Source organism: Hydrotalea sp., from assembly GCF_049968455.1.
In the GTDB taxonomy this organism is placed as follows: domain Bacteria; phylum Bacteroidota; class Bacteroidia; order Chitinophagales; family Chitinophagaceae; genus Hydrotalea.
This window is the reverse complement of sequence record NZ_JBMFQT010000005.1, coordinates 158162-176413: the sequence shown is the minus strand read 5'-3', so window position 1 is coordinate 176413 and position 18252 is coordinate 158162. Positions and strand designations below refer to the sequence as shown.

Genomic DNA, 18252 nt, shown 5'->3' with positions numbered 1-18252 from the left:
GGTTAAGTTTGTAAATCTAAGTATCTAAACACTTCGGTTATTTTGATACCTAGTTAAAATTTTTCGGGCAAATTACGTTTCAAAAACTGAATATACTCGTCAATATTGTTTTTATTGTATAAAAGCTGCAAATTAGAAGGGCTTATCATACTAAAAATATATTTTTCGAGTTTTAGCCAGGGTATGATTCGGGCGGTGGCCATGGGTTTGGTTTTATCTAAATAATCCACGGCATCACCGGCATTGGCAAATGGTCCAATTAATACCAGTGATGTGGAATCGTTTAATTTTTGTTGATTCACTTTTAGTCGCAGATTGTAGAATTTTTCTAAGTTAAAGCGATAAAAGGCATTGCGTGCTTCACTGGCAAAAACAGGATCAACTTTATTGAGCACTACTGCGATGTATTGTGAATCGGATGGGTTAAATGCATAGTTGTTTACACTTTGAATAACGGGTGCACTTACCGGTATTTGCACAGTTGCTGTTGAATCTAATTGTTTAATTACCGGGGCTGCCACACTATCTACTCTTCTTCTTTCCGGTGCATTTACCAATGTAGCGGGATGCAGGTCAATATTAGCCACTACATTGTCTTCGTTTTTTTCAATTACCAAGTTGGTTAAATAGTTTTCAATTTCTTTTCTACGTTTCAACACATCGATCATGGTATTGGCCATATCAACCATTTTCGATTGTGGAAACTGGTGTATCATTGCTTGCAAGGTTTGAATAGCGGAACTATCATTTTTTTGTTTCACATCATACACGGCCTGAATGTACATGAGTTGTGGGGTCCAATAAGTTTTGCCATATGTTTTGTCCGCTTCTGCTTTTTCGGCTAAAGCTTGTTTAAAGTTTCCTTCTATAAATAAATTGTAAATATGTTCATATTGTTCGGTGGCTTTATCTTGCAGGGTAGGCTTTCCTATATTTTTAATTTTTTGCGCATAAGTGCCATTGGGAAATGCCAACATAAGTTTCTTCCTAACGGAATCGGATTTTTGTAGTAAACCTAATTGTTGATAACAGTAGATCAAATTAAATAAAACCGGTTCTTCATATTGGTTTTCCGGATATAATTTCATTAGTGTTTCATAAGAATCAACTGCATCTGCATATTTTTCCAAATTATTTTGAAAAGTTTGCGCATTAGAATACAAATCATTAATAATGGTATTGTGTGCATCGCCAATTTGTTTTTCGGTAAGCGGTATGTTATCCAACATACCTTTCAACGTTAAGGCATTGGCGTTATTTGTTTTTGCCGTTTCAGTGGTAGTAGTAGCAGCCGTTACATTATTATTGTTTAATTGTAAACTGTTATTAATTGCCGATTGTCGCTGCCAATTATCTACATTGGGCCTATTGCCCCATTTTTGTTTGAATTCCTTATAGCCTTGCGATTTAAGTGTAGCATTAGCAAAGTAAAAGTCATTTGCGTTATTTGAAGTTGTGGAACTTCCAAATAAACCACTAGCAGCTACATTACCGGCAGCATTGGTACTGCCAAAATCAATGTCTTCTTTTTCTTCTGCCAGTCCTTGTTCTTTTCTAAGTCTGCGATATAATTTTTTTACTGCGGCCAATCTATCTGCTTCATTTAACTTAGCTAATTGTAGTAAACTATCTTGTAAATGCAAGGAGGTTAAGTTGCCGGTAATAATTTTCAGTGCTTTTTTTCTGGCAATTACTTCATTTTTTAAGGTAGAATCTAATTGATTCGTTTGAATACTATCATAATACAATGAGGCAAGTGGGTATTGTCGAATACTATAGGATGTTGATGCTAATAACAGCATGCTTTTTTGTTTTTGCTCAGGGTTATTGACACTATAAGCAATACTCTTTTGCAAATTTTGAATGCCGGCTTCATAATGTTGTTGTTTAATTTCTAAAGCTGCAGCAGCATAATAAATAATATCTCGGTAATCGGCATACTTATCTCTATGTGCCAATTGGTACATTTGTCTTAGGTTATTTTGAAGGGCTTTTGTACTATTACCCGTATCGGATAGGGCCACAATATTTAAACGTGCATATACTTCTAAATATGGATCAATTGTATGTGTAATGGCAGTTTCAAAGGCTTTGATGGCCGGTTTGTTTTGATGCGCTAATTGATATAATTGTCCGGTTAAGAATTCCCATCTTGCTTGTTGCTGTTTATTGTCTGCTTCCGAAATTGATTTGCTTAAATAAGTAGCGGCGCTATCGTATTGGTTTTGTTTATAAAAAAGATAGGCTTGTTGCAGCCATAAATCTTTTTGTAATCGTTTTGGAAACAATGGGTCAGCTCTTAACAAAGCAATTAAGCCCGATGCTTTGTCTAACTGATTACTTTCAATATAATTACGGATTTGCCAAATAAAGCTATCATTTCGGGTAGTAGGTTTGGTAGTTAATTTTTTTAACAGGCTTCTATTTTCGTTAGTAGATACCGTGAAAATGCCCTGGTTATTACTGACATTACTACCAATAGGAATATCATAGCCATCATCTTTAGGGGCATATATGTAATTAATGTATTGAAATACAATGGCAGCAGAATCGAAGGTTTTGCGCAATAAATAGGCTTTTCCCAATAATAAATAAAAATTATCTACCCAGTCGCTTCTTAAATCGTGCAATAAAATTCCGGCATAGCACTTATAAATAATGGAGTCTAAATCGCGTTTATCTAAAGCAGTTACCGACAAACTATAATCATAAAATGGCAATAGTTTGCTGTAATCATCGGTATGCATTTTCTGCGCCTGTTCAATAATAAAGTTTAATTTATTGTTGGCATTAAAAAAATAGTTGTAGTGGCTTACCATATCTTGATAAGTGCGCGATAGAAAACCCAATTTTTTGTCACTTGTTTTTTCGGCAGGTAAAAGCCTGTCCTGGTATTGAGCAGGTTTTTCCTTGTCTAAATTTATAGTTGTATTGGGCTGCCCCCATACTTTGGGTTGAAAAAACAAAGCAGGTATAAGAAACAAACACAGAAAAAAATACTTTTGCATCATAGGCAAATTACAACACAAGTCAAAACTGTTTAAAAGTACAGTTATTTTTTAACAATTTCGGCAAAACAGGGGTGGTTATGTACCTTTAACCTTATTTTACAGCATGGCAAAACAAATTTTTGAAACCAACACTTTTAAACGGCTTCGCAACCAATACCGGTTGGTTATTATTAACGACGATACTTATGAGGAACTGGTAACTTTTAAATTATCTCGTTTAAGTGTTTATGTTGCCTTTAGTACCGCTTTTGTATTATTAGTTACATTAACGGTAGCATTAATTGTATTTACGCCGCTAAAATATTATATTCCCGGATATGGTTCAAAAGAAAGTAGAACTGAGTTGCAGTTACTTCAAATGAAAACGGATTCCTTAGAACGTTCTATTCAATACAAAGATCAATACCTGGAAAGTTTAAAAAAGGTACTTTCCGGTAGTATGCCGGTTCAAAAAGATACTACTTCACTAACTATACCCAAAACTGACATTATTAAGGAATGAAAACTCCTCAAAAAAATAAAAATTTGTTGTATGAGTATGCTGCATTTGGTAGTGAACTTATTATAATGCTGGCTATTGCAGTTTATGTAGGGTGGTGGATAGACAATAGATTGCATGTTAAAATACCCTTGTTGGTTTGGATATTGCCTTTATTGGTTATTATTGCATTAATTGTAAAAGTTATTAAAGACACAAGCAAAGAGTAAATATGCAACAAAAACCGGTATCGTTTTTAAAAAGTATTGTTCCCTTGCTTATTGTATTTGTTGTAGTAAACATTTTATTGTTATTCCTGCATCATTTCATGAATACACATCAAATTAATGCTTGGGTAGTTTTTACTGCAAACGATTTATTGTTCATCGTTAGTTTATTGAGCCTTTTTTTACATATACAAGCCACTCAAAAAAAATCGGCCATGCGTTCGGTTAATAATGTTATGTTGGCTTCGGTTATTAAATTATTGGTTTTAGGGGGCGCTGCAATTTTGTATTTAATAGCTTCAGGCAGTAATCGAAGTATTTATGCCATTTTAGTAGGGTTGGTGTTATATATTATTTACACAGCTTTTGAAGTTTCAATTGCAACAAAAATAAATGGTAAAAAGTAGTAAGTAATTATGGCTGCAACGCAACATCCCATGCAGGCTTTAGCCGCTTTTTTACCTGATGGTTGTTTTGAACCTGTTGTAGATTATTTAAATCATTATAAAGTTCATTTAACCATTACCAAAAAAAGAAAATCGGTTTTGGGTGATTATAGGCATGCTTCAATGAATAGCCATCATGCAATAACCGTAAATGGCAATTTGAACAAATTTGAATTTCTAATTACTTTGTTACACGAATTGGCACATTTATTAACCTTTGAAGCATATAGTAATAGGGTAGAAGCACATGGTAAAGAATGGAAGATGTTTTACAGTAAATTGTTATTGCATTTTACTGAAAAGAATATATTCCCTCCTGATATTTTACAAGCCTTACAAAAAAGTATTCGTAATCCTTCTGCAACGGCAAATGGTGAAACAGAATTATTAATGGTATTACGCAAATACAATACAGTTACCCGAACTGATATTTTATTGTTGGCCCAAGTTCCTGAAGGTGTAATTTTTAAAACAGAAAATGGTCGATTGTTTAAAAAGGGGCCTAAACGTAGAAAGCGATATGAGTGTATTGAAATTCATTCAGGTTTAAAATATGCTTTTAGTCCCATTTGTGAGGTAAAAATTCATATGCAATAAAAAAAGCTGATTAGCGTTTTACTAACCAGCTCTTTTTAATATATAGTTGTCGTAAAACTTATGCTACCGCTTTTTTTACTAAATCAGCAGCTTCACTTAATTCAATAGCTGATTGTACTTTTAATCCACTTTCATCAATTAATTTTTTAGCTTCTGCAGCATTGGTTCCTTGCAAGCGAACAATAATAGGAATATTAATATTTCCTAGTTTATTGTAAGCTTCAATAACTCCGGCAGCAACCCTGTCGCAACGTACAATTCCACCAAAAATATTAATAAGAATGGCTTTAACATTGGGGTCTTTCATAATAATTTTAAAACCGGCTTCAACAGTTTGAGCGTTAGCTGTACCACCAACGTCTAAAAAGTTGGCAGGTTCACCACCACTTAATTTAATCATATCCATAGTAGCCATAGCTAAGCCTGCACCATTTACCATACATCCAACATTACCATCTAATTTTACAAAGTTTAGATTGTATTGACCGGCTTCCACTTCTGTAGGATCTTCTTCTGTAATATCGCGTAAAGCAGCTAAATCGGAATGACGCATTAAAGCATTGTCATCTAAATTCATTTTACAATCTACTGCAATAATTTTATCGTCACTGGTTTTGAACAAGGGGTTAATTTCCAACATTGAACATTCAAGACCTAAATACGCATTATATAAATTGGTTACAAATTTTACACAGTTTTTAAAAGCCTCGCCAGTTAAGCCGAAATTAAAAGCAATTTTTCTTGCTTGGAAGGGTAATAAACCACCGGATGGGTGTACCCATTCTTTATATATTTTTTCCGGTGTTTTGTGGGCTACTTCTTCAATATCAACACCGCCTTCGGTGCTGTACATAATTACATTTTGGCCCTTTGCTCTATCTAATAAAATTGATAAATAAAATTCTTTAACGGGGTTGGGGCCTGGGTAATAAACATCTTGCGCTACAAAAATTTTATTTACTTTTTTTCCGGCAGGTCCGGTTTGAACAGTTACTAAAGTACCACCCAAAATATTTTTAGCAATATTAGCAGCATCTTCAGCATTTTTTGCAACGGCAACACCTCTTTGTTCGGTGCCTACAATTTTACCTTTACCGCGGCCACCGGCATGTATTTGGGCTTTAATAACCGCAAAATTATTATTGGTTTGAGTTTTAATTTGTCTGTAAGCTTCTTCTGCTGCCATAACATTGTCAACAGCAATACCGTCTTGTACGGGAACATTGTATTTTTTCAACAATTCTTTCGCCTGAAATTCATGTAAATTCATACGTAACTATTTAGATTGCGAAGATAAGGTTTTTGTATGGGTAGATAAGGGGTTCGTAGTATTAAAAAAAGCTTTACTGTAAGTATTTTTCCTGCAATACTTTTTTGTGGTGCAATAAATGACCAAATAGCATAAAGCCCATAGCGTTTACAGTTACTTTATAGTTATTGGCGGTGCCTGAAAGAGATAGCATATCTTCAGTTAATGACATAAAAAACTGATTGGTTGAAGCACGTAATGCTACCCATTCATCTTGTAAGCTTTTTAAAGTTCTATTACTAGCATTGGCTCTTTTGGCATACCATTCTTCATCAAAGCCCGGTAGGTTTTTATTATCAGAACGAGCGAAGGTTAACATTCTATAAACCATTATTCGTTCTGTATCAATAACATGTTGAAGAATATCTTTGGGTGTCCACTTTCCGGGTGCATAACTAAAATTTTCCTTATCAACCGGAAGGCTGGTATAAAACTCCTGTAATGAATTGCTGAAATTTTGCACCAATTCATGCATATTATTACTGCCACTGGTTAATTGAATGTAATTTTCATAATAGGCAGGATAATCACCAACTAAAGGTCTGCTCATATTGTTCAATTATTTTGTTTAGTTAATTTTTTTGTTTGAACGATTTTTTTCAGCCGCCCATTCCTTTTCCATGTTTTCAGCCATTTTAACGGCATTATCAGCATTAATAATACCGCCTGTTTTTGATAACTCATTAAATGCAATGGCTTGTTGGGTTCCGGGTTTAAAATCGGCTAAAGTACTATCGGGGTGCATGACAGATTGCAAAATAATTTGCTTTACTTGTAATGCTGTTAGATTTGGAAAGTAGGAACGTAATAAGGCTGCAACACCGGTAACAATTGGTGCAGCCATACTAGTACCTTGTAAATTTCCATACTCGTCTTTGGTAGGTAAGGTTGAATAAATTTTTACCCCGGGTGCAAACACATCTACCTCTTTTGAACCATAATTACTGAAGTCGGCCGCTAAACCTTGTCCCATAGATGGATCATTACTGGCGCCAACAGTAATGACATTGTTAGCTGTGCCATTTTGAAACAAGAAATGAGGATTAGGATAGTTTTCTTTCGTATCAATATTGGCAGATTCATTACCTGCAGCATGAATAATCAATACATCTTTTTGCTCGGCATAACGCATAGCACTATCTACCCAATATTTCTGCGGGGAATATGATTTGCCAAAACTCATGTTAATAACTTTCGCCCCATTATTCACAGCATAAAAAATGCCCAATGCAACATCTTTGTCATATTCATCCCCATCTGGTACTACTCTTACCATCATTACTTTTACATTGTCGGCAACGCCATCCATACCAATGCCATTATTACGCTGTGCGGCAATTATACCGGTTACATGTGTACCATGCATGGGGTCGGGCCCCATCACATCTGGATTACCGTAGTATTTGTCGTTAATATTATTGTAATCGTCCTTAATAATTTTGCTTCTGTAGTTTATTGGCGGAGTTTCTTTTTCATTCAAAGCATCTTGTTTGCCATCAATGTATTCCTTTAATTCATTAATTACGGTTGTGTTCTTTTCTTCAGGGTCGATGCCAACCATACGCATTAAAGTTAAATAACCATATTTTGCTTTTTTCCCTTCAGTAGAAGAAGGCTCAAAACTTTCAAGCTGTGTACAGTTAAATACATTTTTACCCATTTCCTGTTGAAGGATTGAGTCATTTTTTTTGATGGAATTTAGGGTAATATTTAAAAAGTTAATTTCCATTTGGTCGTCGCCTGATTTATTCATTTCATCGGCTGCCATTTTCCAAATACGGTATTCATATTTTTGTTTGGCAGAAAGTACAGTAGTATCTACTTTTTTTCCATCAAATTCATTCTTAAACTGATAATATACCCTTGAGCGCTCATCGCCGGCCTTTTTAATATTTTCCCCATCTTTGTTTCCTAAAAAATTCCACCCATATATATCATCCACATAACCATTATGGTCATCATCAATGCCGTTGCCGGGAATTTCTTTAGGATTATGCCATAAAATTCCTTTCAGGTCTTCATGTGTAGTGTCTACTCCGGAATCTAAAACAGCTACAGTTACAGGTTTCGATTGAATGTGGTGGTCTTTTAAATATTGATAGGCTTCATTTAAACTAATGCCATAATATTTGTCTTTTGATGCATCTAATAGATGCCAACCTTTGGGTACTGCACTTTTTTGGGCATTTGCACTAAGGCTAAACAGCAAAACAATTGTTAGCAGTCGAAAATAAAGTTTAGTCATGTATATGTTTTTTACAGCAGATGAAAAGTTGCATAAAATTGCAACTTTTGCAAAGTTCTTATTAAAGTAGGAAATTGTATGAATTCCCACACTGTTTTAGCTTATTATTAAGCTAAATATTGTGTTATAGCGCTTTATAGTCTTCCCGTTCGGGATAAAAAACATCTAATAAACTACAATTTGTAATAGCCAATCCCTCATGAGGAACATTGGGTGGAATAACCATTACCTGCCCAGGCTGTAAGGTATAGGCAATGCCATCTACCGTTAATTGAAATGTGCCCTCCAATACATGTGCAATTTGTTGGTGGGGATGATGGTGTAAGCCTAAATGGCTACCCGCCTTAACTTGCAAATAGGAAAAAGTGTTTGTGCCGGTGTGAATAAAACGAGCTTTATATCCCGGCACAATTTCTTTTTCAGGTAAATGGTTTAATTCTATTAATGGCATAATGGTTAATTATAATTCAAATGTTATACCCTGTGCTAAAGGAAGTTGTGTACCCCAATTAATGGTATTAGTTTGGCGACGCATATAAGCTTTCCAGGCATCACTACCACTTTCACGTCCACCGCCGGTTTCTTTTTCACCTCCAAAAGCGCCACCAATTTCGGCACCACTGGTTCCAATATTTACATTGGCTATTCCACAATCACTGCCTGCATGTGATAAGAAACTTTCTACTTCACGAAGGTTTAAAGTCATAATGGCTGAGGATAAGCCCTGTGGTACTTGATTTTGTATTTCAATGGCTTCATCCAAAGTTTTGTAAGGCATTATGTAAAGGATAGGGGCAAATGTTTCGTGATGCACAATAGGCATATTCGGTTGCACCTCAGCTATACAAGGTTTTACATAACAACCACTTTCAAAGCCAGAGCCTTCCATAACGCCACCCGGAACAATAAACTTGCCACCTTGTTGTTGACATTGTTCAATGGCATGTAAATATAGTTGAACAGCAGTTTTATCAATTAATGGTCCTACATGGTTTTCCGGTTGTAATGGGTTACCAATTTTTAATTGTTGGTAAGCTTTCACCAACTTGTTTTTAAACGTTTCATAAACTGATTCGTGAATAATTAAGCGGCGAGTGGTGGTGCATCTTTGCCCTGCTGTTCCTACGGCACCGAATAAGCAACCTAATAAGGCCATGTCTAAGTCGGCGTGTTGTGAAATAATAATAGCGTTATTTCCACCCAATTCTAAAATACATTTACCTAAACGAGCAGCAACGGCAGTATTTAAGGCTTTGCCCATTCTTGTTGAACCGGTTGCACTAATTAAGGGAATTCGGGTATCATGGCTTAACCATTCACCTACGGTTTTATCGCCTTGAACCAAACAACTTACCCCTTCAGGTACATGGTTTTTAGCAAAAACATCGGCTACAATTTTTTGAACGGCGATACTGCACAAAGGGGTTTTTTCACTGGGTTTCCAAATACATACGTTGCCACAAACCCAAGCTATGGCTGTATTCCAACTCCAAACTGCAACGGGGAAGTTAAATGAAGAAATAATGCCCACGATACCTAATGGGTGCCATTGCTCATACATACGATGATTAGGCCTTTCGCTATGCATGGTTAGGCCGTATAGTTGGCGCGACAATCCAACGGCAAAATCACATATATCAATCATTTCCTGCACTTCACCCATTCCTTCTTGCAGGCTTTTTCCCATTTCAAAACTTACCAATTTACCCAGGTTTTCTTTATTGGCTCTGAGCGCCTCACCCAATTGGCGAACAATTTCGCCACGCTTTGGGGCAGGCCAATTTCGCCAAATTTTAAATCCTGAAGCAGCCTTGTGAACAACGGCTTCATAAGCCTCTTTGTCAGTGGTAGTAACACTGGCTATTAAAGAACCGTTTACGGGTGTAAAACTTTGTATTTCGTTTCCATAACTGGTTAGCCATTCATTTCCGGTTGAAGTACCCATATTGGTGGGTTCAATGTGCAGCAATCTGATGAAATCCATAACTGATTATTTTGGGTATGCAAGGTAAGTTAAATTATAGGTAACAAAAAAGGTATTGCCCAGATTGCGATCAATCAGCAATACCCTTTATTAAATGTAACCCTGCATGAAAATAAAACAGTTTGAAACTGATGTAAAGTTGAGAACAATGGTTGAACAATAAATATTTGATAGGTGAAAACGGAAAAGTTACCGATGAATTTTAACTGGGTTGTTTGCTTAATAGCAAATCGTACACATCGGAATAACTACTGCCGATAGGTATTTCTTTCCCTGCTACATAAATTTTGTTCTTATTAAATTTTTCAACCTTACTAATGGGAATTATATAGGAACGATGTACACGCACAAATTCCTTTTCAGGCAATTTTTCTTGCATATTTTTCAATGTCATTAAAGTTAAAACAGGATAGGGTTTAATGTGAATTTTAATATAGTCATCCAATGCTTCAATTAACTCAATATCTTTTAAATTAATTTTCATCATTTCATAGTTCACTTTCACATAAATAGAATTCAACTGTAATTCTTGTGAACTTAGAAACTCTTGGTACTCATTAGCTTTGTAGGCAGCTTTTAAAAAACGATTATAATCAAATGGCTTTAATAAATAATCAATGGCATCTACATTAAATCCCTCAACAGCAAAATCTTTAAATGCCGTTGTAAAAATTACCAAGGGTTTATTTGTTAAGTTTTTGTATAACTGAAGTCCATTAATATCCGGCATTTGAATATCTAAAAACAATAAATCAATTTTATTTACTTGTAAATACGCAATGGCTTCTTTGGGGTTGGTAAAGGTTTTTTCTAACTGTAAAAAGGGAATTTTATCGCAATACTGCGCTATTATTTTTAAGGCTAAAGGTTCATCATCTATGGCTATACATTTCATAATACTTCATTTATTGGTTAAATAAATATTGGTTAGATGGAAGCATGACAGTTATACCATTTTCAAAAGTGTTAATGTAACCCTAAAAGTATTTTTTTCCTTTTCAATCACAAGTTTATGCATATCGGGATACAAAAGCGCTAATCTTCTTTCCACATTTTTTATACCTATTCCTGTAGTTTCTGTGATTGTATTACCTGCGTTGGCAGCTATTGAATTAACAACAGAAAATACTATAGCATTTTCATTGATGTTTAAGTTTATTTGAATAAATGAATTTTCTACTGTGCTTACCCCATATTTAAAGGCATTTTCAACAAAAGGAATAAACAGTAATGGTGCTAATTTTTGATTGGTAATGTTGCCGTTAATATTAACATTTAAAACTACATTATCTGTAAGCCTAACTTTTTGCAATTCAATATAATCATTCAAAAAGTCAATTTCACTTTGAATGGGCACCCAGTCATATTTTGTTTCTGTTAAAATGTAACGCATAATGGCCGATAATTTTAATATAGCTGAGGCCGTTTTATCGCTACCGATAATTGCAAGGGAATAAATGTTATTAAGTGTATTAAAGAAAAAGTGTGGGTTAATTTGTGTTTTTAAAAATGATAATTCTGTTCTTAGCATTTCTTTTTCAATTTCTTCTTTTGTTTGTTCAACTTTTAGCCATTGTTGCAATAAAGAAATGCTTAAACCTACAGCAAGTACTAGCAAAAAGATAGCTTCACGTCCCGGAAAATAGCGACTGTTTCTACGTTTATTCAAATTGTCGGATTGTATTTGGGATTTTTTTTGTTGGCGTAATTCACTATTTTTTGTAGAATCTTTATTTAAGTAATTAGCTGTGTCAAAACGCCTAAAATCGGGTCTAAATTCGCTTCTTATTTTCGACTCTGTTGTATTATTAAGCCAAAGGGATATTTGTCTTGGAACATTTGTAAAACCATACATAGAAATGCTTACTATAATCACATAAATAATCCACCTTTTTTTAAACAGTAATTTAGGAATAAGCAATAGAGTGTTGAAATAATAAAATATTAATAAATACAAATTTATGACAATGTAAAGTGTTAAGATATATTTACTAACCTGTTCAGGAATATCTTTGGGTTGCGGTGAGAAAATATAGGGTAAAAGAAAAAATGAAGCCCAGGCAACAATATGGATTAATACAATGATTAACTTTTTGGAGCTTTTAGCCATATAAAAAATTGCTTTGGCTAAAGCTAACTTAATAGAGTAAAATACACGACATTTTTTCGGGTGAAATAATTAAACTGTCGGTAAATGTTAGTATGATTCGCTTTCGTTGGGAAAATCGTTCGATTTAACATCGGCTACGTATTGTTTAACCGCTTGAGTAATTTGTTCGTATAGGTTTAAATATTGCCTTAAAAAGCGGGGTTTAAATTCTGTATTAATGCCCAGCATATCGTGCATAACTAGTACTTGCCCGTCGCAATGGGGGCCTGCACCAATACCAATGGTTGGTATGTTTACGGATTCAGTTACTTTTTTAGCTAACTGTGCCGGAATTTTTTCTAATACAACGGCAAAGCAACCTGCTTTTTGTAATAATTGTACATCGTTTTGTAATTTTTGAGCTTCTTCATTTTGCGTAGCACGCACTGCATAAGTACCAAACTGATAAATACTTTGTGGTGTTAAGCCCAAATGTCCCATTACAGGAATACCTGCTTTTACAATTCGTTCAATACTTTCCAATACCTCTTCACCGCCCTCTAATTTAATAGCATGTGCTCCTGTTTCTTTCATAATTCTTATGGCAGATGCAAGCGCAATTTCACTGTTGGATTGATAAGTGCCAAAGGGTAAATCAACCACCACCAATGATCTTTTTACTGCACGAATTACGGAGGCGGCATGATAAATCATTTGATCGAGCGTTATGGGCAAAGTTGTTTCATGACCAGCCATTACATTACTGGCACTATCGCCCACTAAAATTACATCCATACCCGCAGCATCAAAAATGCCCGCAAATGAATAATCATAGGCAGTTAGCATAGATATTTTTTCGCCTCCTGCCTTCATTTTTTGCAAAGTATGTGTAGTAATTTTTTTTATTTCTTTTTGAACAGACATGATTTTTTTGTTTAGTGGGTGAAAGGTTTCAATATGATTATTTTCCTGCTAAGGTAAGTTCTTCATATAAGCTTTGAATTAAACCATCAGCTAATCCAATTTTAGGAACATAAATTTCATTAATACCACCCCAGCGCATTACATTGGTATAAATTTGTAAGGCCGGTAAAATTACATCGGCTCTGTCTTCACGTAACTTGTATATTCTAATTCTTTCTTCTAAACTTACGTTCGATAATTCTTTGTAATAATCTTTCAACAATTCCAATGAAAGTGGTTTCCCTTCTTTCTTTTTACTTAACGAAAATACTTTATTTATATTACCGCCACTACCAATTGCAGTTATAGGCAACGATGATTTTGTATTGGATTTTAAATGTTCTTTCAGTTCTAACCAGGTATTATCTGCCACCAAGCCTTTTAATAATCGAATGGTGCCAATATTAAATGACTCTTTATACTTTAGCTTGCCCTCGGCAAAAAAGGTTAATTCGGTGCTTCCACCACCTACATCAATGTATAAATAAGCATGTTGTTTATCTAAATTTTCGGCAATATGATTTTCAAAAATCATGGTAGCCTCTTCATCACCCGAAAGAATTTTTATTTCAATGCCTGTTTCCAATTTTACTTTTCTAATAATGTCGGCGCTGTTTTTCGCATCGCGCATGGCACTAGTAGCACATGCTTTTACATGTTGTACTTCATAAACATTCATTAAATGGTTATAAGCCTTCATGGTTTGTAATATCATGCCACGCTTGTGTTTTGAAATTTCAGCATTTTCAAATACATCGAAACCAAGCCGTAATGGAACGCGAATGAGGTTAATTTTATTAAATTGAGCTGTTCCCTTGTATTCCAACACGTCGGCTATTAAAAGTCGGGCTGCGTTACTGCCTATATCAATTGCTGCTAATCTCAATTTGTTGCTCTGTTTTTTTATGCAGGTAAAAATAGGTTTCTATTTGTGAATGAATTAATTTTTTTCCGTTATGGGGCACATATTCATTCAAAAGTTCACTATCTAAAATTCTGGCCTTTACATTATCGGAAAGTTGAATATTAATAATATCAATAATTTCCTGCTTCAAATGTTCATCAAATACAGGAATTGCGGCTTCTACCCGATGGTCTAGGTTACGCACCATCCAATCGGCAGATGATAGATATATTTTTGGTTTATTTTCGTTTTCAAAAATCATAACTCTGGCATGTTCCAGGTATTCATCAACAATACTAATTGCTTTTGCATGTTTACTCATTTTGCCAAAATCCATTTTTGCACAAAAAATGCCACGTACTATTAATTGAATTTTTACACCTGCTGCTGCTGCATCGTATAGTTTTTCAATTAATAAAACATCGCTTAAAGAGTTGAGTTTAATAGTAATACCTGCTTGTTTACCTGCTTTGGCATTTCTAATTTCTTTATTAATGAGTGCATTAATTTCATTGCGCATATTGGTAGGGCATACCAATAGTGTTTTACATGCTTTAAGGGGGTTGGTGTTTAGTTTCCAATTTTCTAAGTATCGGAAAATGCGGTTAATATCAGCCATTACATTGCGATTAGCTGTAAATAAACACATATCGCCGTAAACTTTTGCAGTGTCTTCATTCAAGTTGCCCGTGCTTACGAAACCATATTGTATAATTTTATTTTTTATTCGCTTTTTTATTATGCAAAGTTTGGCATGAATTTTCATTCTAGGCACACCCAATAATACCTTAATACCTTCTTCTTCTTCTAAAACTTTTTTCCATTCTAAATTTGCTTCTTCATCAAAACGGGCTTTCAATTCTAACATTACCACTACTTCTTTACCGTTGCGGGCAGCATTAATAAGTGCATTGATAATTTTAGATTTTGGTGCTAAACGATATGCTGTTATCTTAATTGATCGAACATCGGGATCAATAGCAGCCTCTCTTAAAAAATCAATTACAGTGTTAAATGAGTGGTAAGGAAAGTTTAGTATAATATCTTGCTTTACTATAACGTCTGTTACGCGTAAACTATTTGCTAATGCAGGATGGGTAAAAGGTTTGCGTTTTTCAGTATTGTGGCTAAATACATTCGGAAAATCCATAAAATGTCTAAAATTATGAATTCTACCGCCCGGAATAATGTTACTTTTTCTATTTAAGTTCAATCTGCGAATTAAGTATTCTAGCAGGCCTGCATCCATTTCTTTATCGTAAACAAAACGAACGGGCTTACCTTTGCGTCGGTTTTTAAGACCCTTCTCAATTTTTTCTACAAAAGTGGTTGATACATCATTGTCAATATCAATTTCTGCATCTTTGGTTACTTTAAAAACATGAGCACTGAAGTAGTCGTATTCAAATAAAGAAAAAATGTTGGGAAGATTAACTCTAATAACATCTTCCAACAACATGATATTCTTTTCATTGTTTTTTGAAGGTAGTAAAACAAAACGACCTACTGCTTTAGCCGGCACTTCAATTAAAGCATATTTTTGTTGATAGGCTGAATTTTTTTTACGCATCACCACACCCAGGTAAATACTCTTATCGCGCAGATAAGGCATTTGGGGTAAACTTTCAATCATTAGCGGAATTACATTTACCCGTACTGTATCATCGAAGTATTTTTTTACGAAAGTCAGTTGCTCATCATTTAAATGCGACTCATCGACTAAAAAAATTTTTTCTTGTTTTAGTTCTTCCAAAATACCTTCCCAAATTCTGTTAAACTCATTTTGTTGTTGCAAAACAATGGTATGAATTTCATCTAGAATTTTTTGTGGATGTTCTTCCATGTGCATATTTAATACCTTTCGCTTGGCGCTAAATTCAACCATTCTTTTTAGGGTAGCAACCCTTACTCTAAAAAATTCGTCGGTATTGTTTGAAAATATTCCCAAAAATCGAATACGTTGTTTAAGAGAAACAGAGGGATCATTCGCCTCTTGTAATACACGTGCATTGAAACTAAGCCAGCTTATATCTCTTTGAATAAATTTTTTTTTTGACATGAATGCTTGAATTCTTTCTTCAAAGATACAGAACCCATTCACTATTATGCTGAAAGAGAATAATGTTTATACTAATTTAAAACCTGAGTTTAAGCAACAAAATAAGTCTTACTTTTTCTTTCTATAATTGTAAATGTTATTAGCTTTTTGCATAAGTGTTAATAATTCCTGTTCTGAAATATTTGAATTATTTATGGATGATTGCGCTAGGTTTATGGCATCTTGAAAACCATAGTTTTTTACAAACTTTGATTGACGTAACAATGAGCCGAACATAATGATTGATGTGGCTAATTTAATTTGTTTTGGGGCATAGTTAAAATCAATAGTATTAAAAGGTAGTTGAAAGTTTTGTGTTATTTGTTTGGTGTGTTTGGGCAAATGAAATGATAGATTGAGTAGTGCAATATTGGGGTCTTTTAAATTTATTCTCTCATTTGTTACAGGAACAATTTCAAAAACTGCCATCATATTATGACCGCTTCCTACTTCACCGCCCTCCAATAAACTAGTAGTATCAATAATGGCCGCTCGTTTATTATCAAAACCAATTAAACGATATTTTTTTACTATTTCAGCATTAAATTCAACATTAGCATATGCATCAACGGCAACCGCATACATGGTTTTGGTAAATTCTCTGATTAAAGTTTTTTCTGCTTCATGAATGTTATCAATGTAAGCAAAATTGCCATTCCCTTTTTTAGCCAAAATTTCCAGTTTACTGTCTTTATAATTACCCATTCCAACACCTAAACAGGTTAAAAATATACCAGATTGTTTTTGATAACTCACTAGTTGTTCTAATTCTTGCTCAGTGGTTTTTCCAACATTAAAATCACCATCTGTAGCTAAAATAATGCGGTTGTTGCCATTAGGAATAAAGTTGTTTTTAGCAATATCGTAAGCTGTTTTGATTGCGCTTTCACCGGGCGTATCACCATCAGCATATAATGAATCAATAATATTATTAATTTTTAGTTTTTCATTGCCGGGTGTAGCACTTAAGGCAACATGTACGCCTCCGCCATAAGTAACAATTGAAACTTTATCTTCCGGTCTTAAATTTTCGATCAATAATTTAAAAGCAGATTGTAAAAGTGGCAGTTTACTAGGATGGTCCATAGAACCCGAAATGTCAATTAAAAGCACCAAATTATTGGGAGGAATTTTGTTTAAATTAATTTTAGGTGCTTGCAGTTGAACAAATAATAACAAATTAGTTTCATTCCATGGACAAGAAGTAAGGGTAGAAGCAACACAAAAACTGGCACTATCTTTCGGTTTTGGAAATTGAGGGCCCCGTAAATCGAAATAGTTCAACATTTCTTCAATTCTCACCGCATTAGAAGGCACATACATACCATTATTAATGAATCTTCGAATATTGCTGTAAGAAGCCTTGTCAATATTAATTGAGAAGCCGGTTTCGGGGTAATTTTTGGCATTCACAAATTGGTTTTCAATTAAAGAACTATAACTTTCGCCTAAAGTTGCAAAATATGATTCTCCATTATCTTCTAAGTTAGTGGTTCTAGAGCTTAGTTTGTTGGCATACAAACTAGCCGTTTCGGGCAACATTTTCAATACAATTTCATTAAAAACCTTTGTGTTTACTAGTTTCTTGTATACCTCATAACCATCGTAAAAAACAGTTATGGTATCTTGAGGATAAGGGCATAATATGCCAAATGCACCAAAATTGCCACTATAAAAAGGGGTATTACCTTTAGAGGCCAAATAAATTTTAGCTCTTTCTAGTTGCCGGCCTTTTTCGTCTTTAATTTCGCCACGTAAAAAATACTGGCTAATGCAAGGAATGGCAAAGCAACAAAATATACATACCAGCAGGTATTGTTTCATGGGTTGTTAGGTGAATAGGTATCTTAAAGATAGTAGATTCCTTTCACTTTTAATAAAATTACCTAGTATTCGCTAAG

16 protein-coding genes are annotated in these 18252 nt (G+C 34.4%); 4 read left to right on the top strand and 12 right to left on the bottom strand.

Going from position 1 to position 18252, the window contains the following annotated elements; all coding sequences use genetic code 11:
- Positions 1–53 precede the first annotated feature (53 nt).
- On the bottom strand, positions 54–3011 hold the full coding sequence (locus ACP5P5_RS05410) for a hypothetical protein (protein WP_428285085.1): 2958 nt from the start codon (positions 3009–3011) through the stop codon (positions 54–56).
- A gap of 103 nt (positions 3012–3114) precedes the next feature.
- Here ACP5P5_RS05410 and ACP5P5_RS05405 point away from each other — a divergent pair, with 103 nt between their 5' ends.
- Genes ACP5P5_RS05405 through ACP5P5_RS05390 form a run of 4 tightly spaced genes read left to right on the top strand, consistent with a single transcriptional unit; the run spans position 3115 to position 4759 of the window.
- On the top strand, positions 3115–3513 hold the full coding sequence (locus tag ACP5P5_RS05405; RefSeq protein WP_111293038.1) for a hypothetical protein: 399 nt from the start codon (positions 3115–3117) through the stop codon (positions 3511–3513).
- Positions 3510–3719 carry an AtpZ/AtpI family protein gene (locus ACP5P5_RS05400; protein ID WP_428285084.1) on the top strand — a complete coding sequence of 70 codons (210 nt, stop codon included), beginning with the start codon at positions 3510–3512 and terminating at the stop codon, positions 3717–3719. Before ACP5P5_RS05405 ends, ACP5P5_RS05400 begins: the two co-directional genes overlap by 4 nt.
- 2 nt (positions 3720–3721) lie before the next feature.
- Positions 3722–4123 carry a hypothetical protein gene (locus tag ACP5P5_RS05395; RefSeq protein WP_428285083.1) on the top strand — a complete coding sequence of 134 codons (402 nt, stop codon included), beginning with the start codon at positions 3722–3724 and terminating at the stop codon, positions 4121–4123.
- 9 nt (positions 4124–4132) lie between these two features.
- Positions 4133–4759, top strand: coding sequence for a SprT-like domain-containing protein (locus tag ACP5P5_RS05390; protein WP_428285082.1), 627 nt, complete (start codon positions 4133–4135; stop codon positions 4757–4759).
- Between the two features lie 58 nt (positions 4760–4817).
- Here ACP5P5_RS05390 and sucC read toward each other — a convergent pair whose 3' ends face one another.
- The 11 genes from sucC to ACP5P5_RS05335 all read right to left on the bottom strand — a co-directional run bounded on the left by sucC (position 4818) and on the right by ACP5P5_RS05335 (position 18175).
- Positions 4818–6029 (bottom strand): ADP-forming succinate--CoA ligase subunit beta, encoded by a 1212-nt coding sequence (gene sucC / locus ACP5P5_RS05385; protein WP_428285081.1) that lies wholly within the window; start codon positions 6027–6029, stop codon positions 4818–4820.
- A gap of 73 nt (positions 6030–6102) precedes the next feature.
- Positions 6103–6618, bottom strand: coding sequence for a DinB family protein (locus tag ACP5P5_RS05380; RefSeq protein WP_428285080.1), 516 nt, complete (start codon positions 6616–6618; stop codon positions 6103–6105).
- Between the two features lie 18 nt (positions 6619–6636).
- Positions 6637–8313: a S8 family peptidase gene (locus ACP5P5_RS05375; RefSeq protein WP_428285079.1), complete on the bottom strand. Its 1677-nt coding sequence runs from the start codon at positions 8311–8313 to the stop codon at positions 6637–6639.
- Between the two features lie 124 nt (positions 8314–8437).
- The gene (locus tag ACP5P5_RS05370; RefSeq protein ID WP_111293045.1) at positions 8438–8764 is read right to left on the bottom strand and encodes a cupin domain-containing protein; all 327 of its coding nucleotides are present in this window, start codon (positions 8762–8764) and stop codon (positions 8438–8440) included.
- Between the two features lie 9 nt (positions 8765–8773).
- On the bottom strand, positions 8774–10297 hold the full coding sequence (gene amaB, locus ACP5P5_RS05365) for an L-piperidine-6-carboxylate dehydrogenase (protein ID WP_428285078.1): 1524 nt from the start codon (positions 10295–10297) through the stop codon (positions 8774–8776).
- Between the two features lie 202 nt (positions 10298–10499).
- Positions 10500–11192 carry a LytR/AlgR family response regulator transcription factor gene (locus tag ACP5P5_RS05360; RefSeq protein ID WP_428285077.1) on the bottom strand — a complete coding sequence of 231 codons (693 nt, stop codon included), beginning with the start codon at positions 11190–11192 and terminating at the stop codon, positions 10500–10502.
- A 51-nt stretch (positions 11193–11243) separates the two neighbouring features.
- Positions 11244–12407 carry a sensor histidine kinase gene (locus ACP5P5_RS05355; protein WP_428285076.1) on the bottom strand — a complete coding sequence of 388 codons (1164 nt, stop codon included), beginning with the start codon at positions 12405–12407 and terminating at the stop codon, positions 11244–11246.
- 87 nt (positions 12408–12494) lie between these two features.
- Positions 12495–13310, bottom strand: coding sequence for a 3-methyl-2-oxobutanoate hydroxymethyltransferase (gene panB / locus ACP5P5_RS05350; protein ID WP_428285075.1), 816 nt, complete (start codon positions 13308–13310; stop codon positions 12495–12497).
- Positions 13311–13347: 37 nt separating this feature from the next.
- Positions 13348–14235, bottom strand: coding sequence for an exopolyphosphatase (locus tag ACP5P5_RS05345; RefSeq protein WP_428285074.1), 888 nt, complete (start codon positions 14233–14235; stop codon positions 13348–13350).
- Entirely contained in the window at positions 14216–16312 is a 2097-nt protein-coding gene (gene ppk1 / locus ACP5P5_RS05340) for a polyphosphate kinase 1 (RefSeq protein WP_428285073.1), read from the bottom strand. The genes ACP5P5_RS05345 and ppk1 overlap by 20 nt, the downstream gene beginning before the upstream one ends.
- Before the next feature lie 108 nt (positions 16313–16420).
- Positions 16421–18175 carry a YfbK domain-containing protein gene (locus tag ACP5P5_RS05335; RefSeq protein ID WP_428285072.1) on the bottom strand — a complete coding sequence of 585 codons (1755 nt, stop codon included), beginning with the start codon at positions 18173–18175 and terminating at the stop codon, positions 16421–16423.
- Between the last annotated feature and the right edge of the window lie 77 nt (positions 18176–18252).

What these genes read in the sequence shown, in the direction of transcription:
- ACP5P5_RS05410 (WP_428285085.1), bottom strand. Translation starts at nt 3,011, where the DNA reads ATGATGCAAAAGTATTTTTTTCTGTGTTTGTTTCTTATACCTGCTTTG.
- ACP5P5_RS05405 (WP_111293038.1), top strand. Translation starts at nt 3,115, where the DNA reads ATGGCAAAACAAATTTTTGAAACCAACACTTTTAAACGGCTTCGCAAC.
- ACP5P5_RS05400 (WP_428285084.1), top strand. Translation starts at nt 3,510, where the DNA reads ATGAAAACTCCTCAAAAAAATAAAAATTTGTTGTATGAGTATGCTGCA.
- ACP5P5_RS05395 (WP_428285083.1), top strand. Translation starts at nt 3,722, where the DNA reads ATGCAACAAAAACCGGTATCGTTTTTAAAAAGTATTGTTCCCTTGCTT.
- ACP5P5_RS05390 (WP_428285082.1), top strand. Translation starts at nt 4,133, where the DNA reads ATGGCTGCAACGCAACATCCCATGCAGGCTTTAGCCGCTTTTTTACCT.
- sucC (WP_428285081.1), bottom strand. Translation starts at nt 6,029, where the DNA reads ATGAATTTACATGAATTTCAGGCGAAAGAATTGTTGAAAAAATACAAT.
- ACP5P5_RS05380 (WP_428285080.1), bottom strand. Translation starts at nt 6,618, where the DNA reads ATGAGCAGACCTTTAGTTGGTGATTATCCTGCCTATTATGAAAATTAC.
- ACP5P5_RS05375 (WP_428285079.1), bottom strand. Translation starts at nt 8,313, where the DNA reads ATGACTAAACTTTATTTTCGACTGCTAACAATTGTTTTGCTGTTTAGC.
- ACP5P5_RS05370 (WP_111293045.1), bottom strand. Translation starts at nt 8,764, where the DNA reads ATGCCATTAATAGAATTAAACCATTTACCTGAAAAAGAAATTGTGCCG.
- amaB (WP_428285078.1), bottom strand. Translation starts at nt 10,297, where the DNA reads ATGGATTTCATCAGATTGCTGCACATTGAACCCACCAATATGGGTACT.
- ACP5P5_RS05360 (WP_428285077.1), bottom strand. Translation starts at nt 11,192, where the DNA reads ATGAAATGTATAGCCATAGATGATGAACCTTTAGCCTTAAAAATAATA.
- ACP5P5_RS05355 (WP_428285076.1), bottom strand. Translation starts at nt 12,407, where the DNA reads ATGGCTAAAAGCTCCAAAAAGTTAATCATTGTATTAATCCATATTGTT.
- panB (WP_428285075.1), bottom strand. Translation starts at nt 13,310, where the DNA reads ATGTCTGTTCAAAAAGAAATAAAAAAAATTACTACACATACTTTGCAA.
- ppk1 (WP_428285073.1), bottom strand. Translation starts at nt 16,312, where the DNA reads ATGTCAAAAAAAAAATTTATTCAAAGAGATATAAGCTGGCTTAGTTTC.
- ACP5P5_RS05335 (WP_428285072.1), bottom strand. Translation starts at nt 18,175, where the DNA reads ATGAAACAATACCTGCTGGTATGTATATTTTGTTGCTTTGCCATTCCT.